Origin of the sequence: Caldanaerobacter subterraneus (assembly GCF_004345675.1) — a bacterium.
GTDB lineage: Bacteria > Bacillota > Thermoanaerobacteria > Thermoanaerobacterales > Thermoanaerobacteraceae > Thermoanaerobacter > Thermoanaerobacter subterraneus.
Genome location: NZ_SLWU01000058.1, coordinates 1 through 3,759, shown reverse-complemented (window position 1 = coordinate 3,759; position 3,759 = coordinate 1). Strand labels below are relative to the sequence as shown.

Genomic DNA, 3,759 nt, shown 5'->3' with positions numbered 1-3,759 from the left:
TCTACAAATGAAAAGATAAACAATATTACAGTTTTGAATATAGGGAAAGTAACGCCAATATACAGGATTTTAAGAGCGATAAAATACGCGCAAGTTATATAAGAAACATGATAAACCGAAGCCCTGAATTAAGTAAGGTACAAGGGTTGTCTTAAAAAAATCCTACAGTATCTTGACACTATCTTACAAAGAAATATTGTTCAAAATTTATCATTTATAAGATATAATAATATTAAAAAGACTTAGTCATAATCATAATAGTAGAAAGTAAAGGGGTATGATAATGGAATCATTTGTAAGAGAAATACTCAATTTGCTACCCAAAGAGTTAGCAATTCTATTTATAGCAGCATTGCCAGTAATAGAGCTTAGAGGAGCAATTCCAATAGGCATATCTTTAGGGTTATCTCCTTTTTATGCCACGATTATAAGCTTGATAGGTAGTATGATACCAGCACCTTTTATATTATTTACCATTAAACCTATATTTAATCGTCTTAAAAAAACGAGATTATTTAAAAAGTTAATAGATAAGCTTACAGATAGATCTTTAAAATATAATGGGGAAAAAATACAAAAATATGGTGTATGGGGGCTTGTACTGGTAGTAGCTATTCCCTTGCCTGGAACGGGAGTATGGAGTGGAAGTTTGGCTGCAGCTCTTTTAAATATGGAATTCAAGCAGGCGCTTTTGGCTATATTTATGGGAAATACTATAGCAGCTATTTTAATTATGATATTGAGTTATGGCGTAGGGAGTTTGTTTTTCTAACCCTTTAATTAAATAAAGGGGGTAACTTACTCGTAAATGCTTGTGTCATATTGCAAGGTACGTTATGAGGTATAACATATGGCTAATATTTATCATGGAAAAGGTTGTGGGATGGAATCTTTGGAACTTATTGTATTTTAAAGCAACAATAATCGAAAATATGGAAGAACAAATTAAACAATATATATTCAAATTAACAAAAAATAGTGGTAAAATAATACTTACAAACAATAATAGTTAATGGCAATTTGTAAAGTTTTTGGTTTCTGCAATGGCCTAAAACAATTTACTTTTTGGAGGGAGAATGATGGAAGGATTAATGTGGATAGCACCCGTCTCAGGCTTACTTGCACTTTTGTTTGCATTCATTAACGCCATTAGGGTTGTCAAGAGCCCTGCAGGGAACGAGCGTATGCGCGAAATATCCGACGCCATACATGAAGGTGCTATGGCTTTTCTATTCAGGGAATATAAAACTTTGGCGATATTCGTTATTATAATGTTCCTAGTCATAGGCACATTTATAAACTGGCAGACGGCTATAAGTTACATAACCGGGTCTATAGCTTCTGTTCTAGCGGGATTTATCGGCATGAGCGTTGCTACCAGAGCCAATGTAAGAACCGCCAATGCGGCACGGGAAGGAATGAATAAGGCCCTTTCTATAGCTTTTTCCGGCGGCACCGTTATGGGGATGTCGGTGGTTGGTTTGGGTCTTCTGGGCCTTGGGATACTGTACTTCGTGTTCGGGGACCTGTCGGATGTAAAAAGCTTTGACGTCATCAATGGCTTTGCCCTCGGAGCCAGTTCCATAGCTCTGTTTGCCCGGGTGGGCGGGGGAATATATACTAAAGCCGCCGACGTCGGAGCAGACCTGGTCGGCAAGGTGGAAGTTGGCATACCTGAAGATGATCCAAGGAATCCGGCAGTAATAGCTGACAATGTAGGGGATAACGTAGGTGATGTGGCTGGTATGGGGGCCGACCTTTTCGAATCCTACGTGGGTTCAATAGTGTCCGGTATAGCCATTGGCGCCGTTGCCATTAGTCCTACGACGGGACAACCATATGGCATCAAGGGCATCATCTTCCCAATGCTTGTAGCGGCGGCGGGAATAATAAGCTCCATCATCGGCACCCTATTCGTGAGGACCGGAGAGGGAGCCGATCCTCAGAAGGCTCTCAGCAAAGGGAGCTTTGCCAGCGGCATCTTTGTGATACTGGCCACTTTCTTCCTCAGCAGGTACTTCCTGCGGGAAATAAACGCTTTTTATGCAACTGCTTCCGGTATCGTGGTGGGTATTATTATAGGAATGCTTACCGAATATTATACTTCTTCCAACTACAGCCCAGTGAAAGAAATCGCAAAATCATCTCAGACCGGCCCAGCCACCAACATTATAACAGGCCTGGCAGTCGGAATGAAGAGTACAGCTCTGCCGGTGCTGTGTATAGCCCTGGCAGTAATTATATCCTATAAATTCGCCGGCCTCTACGGTATAGCTCTCGCGGCAATCGGTATGCTGTCTACTACGGGTATGACCGTTGCGGTAGATGCTTACGGGCCCATAGCCGACAACGCCGGTGGTATTGCGGAAATGGCCGAACTCGACCCGTCGGTCAGGAAGATCACCGACAAGCTGGATGCGGTCGGAAATACCACGGCAGCTATGGGCAAGGGGTTTGCCATTGGCTCTGCAGCGCTGACGGCTCTGGCGCTGTTCTCGGCATACACTACAGCCGCCGGTTTGAAAGAGGGTATTAACCTCCTGCGGGCCGACGTTATAGTTGGTCTCTTCATAGGGGCAATGCTGCCATACCTGTTCTCCGCGATGACCATGGAAGCGGTGGGTAAAGCGGCATACCAGATGATCGAAGAGGTTCGCAGGCAGTTCAGGGAAATCCCGGGCATAATGGAGGGAAAGACCAAGCCCGATTATGCCAAGTGCGTCGATATCAGCACTAGAGCGGCTCTTAAGGAGATGATAATTCCCGGTCTTATTGCCGTTGCTGCACCCCTGGTTATCGGGTTTATATTTGGCAGAGAAGCTCTGGGAGGGCTTTTAGCCGGTGCACTGGTGACCGGCGTCATGTTAGCGATCCAGATGGCTAACGCAGGTGGCGCTTGGGATAATGCCAAAAAGTATATTGAGGAAGGAAATTATGGCGGCAAGGGTACACCTACTCACGCAGCGGCTGTTGTGGGAGATACTGTGGGTGATCCCTTCAAAGACACCTCGGGTCCTTCTTTGAACATACTAATTAAACTTATGACTATCGTGGCCCTAGTTTTCGCACCGCTGTTCATGAAGTAATCTTGAAAAAGACTCCTGTGGGGATTTTCCTCAGAGGAGTCTTTTTTATTTTAGTGCTTCCTAATAACAAAAGAACTTATTTGAGGCCCATTGAATTAAAACTATTTGTGTGATATCATAAAAACTATCGGAGGGATTCTTAGTGAAAGAAAGAGCTATTGTTGTTTCAAAAAAGGGTAACAAGGCCGAAGTTGAAGTGATACGGACGTCGGCCTGTTCAAAGTGTAGGGCTTGCAGTGGTGGTTCGAATAAACAGACCTTAAAAGTTTGGGCTGAAAATGAAAAGAATGCTGAAGTAGGCCAGATAGTGGAAATCGAGATGGAGTCCAGGGCGCTGCTTTCCGCTACTTTCATACTTTACGTGATTCCGCTGGCAGGTTTTCTTTTAGGAGTGGTCCTGGGGTTGAAGCTGGCAGATATCCTGAATATCGTGTGGAGGGAGCTTTTTTCGTTCATAATAGGACTTCTTTTTATCGTGCTGGCTTTTGCAGGTATATACGCCAACAACGGGTTTTTTGAAAAGAGCCACATGTTCACTGCAAAAATAGTGAATATTTTGGACAACCAGCCTAAAAAAAAGAGGCTGTCCAAAAACAATAATTTTTAATAACCAGAATCAAGTATTTAATACCATTAAATGTTAATATTGAACTATGCAGCAAATAACAAGAGG

General features: G+C 43.0%; 4 protein-coding genes. All 4 read left to right on the top strand.

What is annotated here, in order from left to right; translation table 11 throughout:
* Positions 1-102 (top strand): UPF0236 family protein (locus EV203_RS13070; protein ID WP_132040890.1); only part of this gene is annotated, 102 nt, incomplete at its 5' end.
* Between the two features lie 181 nt (positions 103-283).
* Complete coding sequence (locus EV203_RS13065) at positions 284-772, top strand: COG2426 family protein (protein WP_132040889.1); 489 nt, start codon at positions 284-286, stop codon at positions 770-772.
* 307 nt (positions 773-1,079) lie between these two features.
* On the top strand, positions 1,080-3,086 hold the full coding sequence (locus tag EV203_RS13060; RefSeq protein WP_132040888.1) for a sodium-translocating pyrophosphatase: 2,007 nt from the start codon (positions 1,080-1,082) through the stop codon (positions 3,084-3,086).
* A 142-nt stretch (positions 3,087-3,228) separates the two neighbouring features.
* Positions 3,229-3,693 (top strand): SoxR reducing system RseC family protein, encoded by a 465-nt coding sequence (locus EV203_RS13055; RefSeq protein ID WP_132040887.1) that lies wholly within the window; start codon positions 3,229-3,231, stop codon positions 3,691-3,693.
* Positions 3,694-3,759: the final 66 nt, after the last annotated feature.

What these genes read in the sequence shown, in the direction of transcription:
- EV203_RS13065 (WP_132040889.1), top strand. Translation starts at nt 284, where the DNA reads ATGGAATCATTTGTAAGAGAAATACTCAATTTGCTACCCAAAGAGTTA.
- EV203_RS13060 (WP_132040888.1), top strand. Translation starts at nt 1,080, where the DNA reads ATGGAAGGATTAATGTGGATAGCACCCGTCTCAGGCTTACTTGCACTT.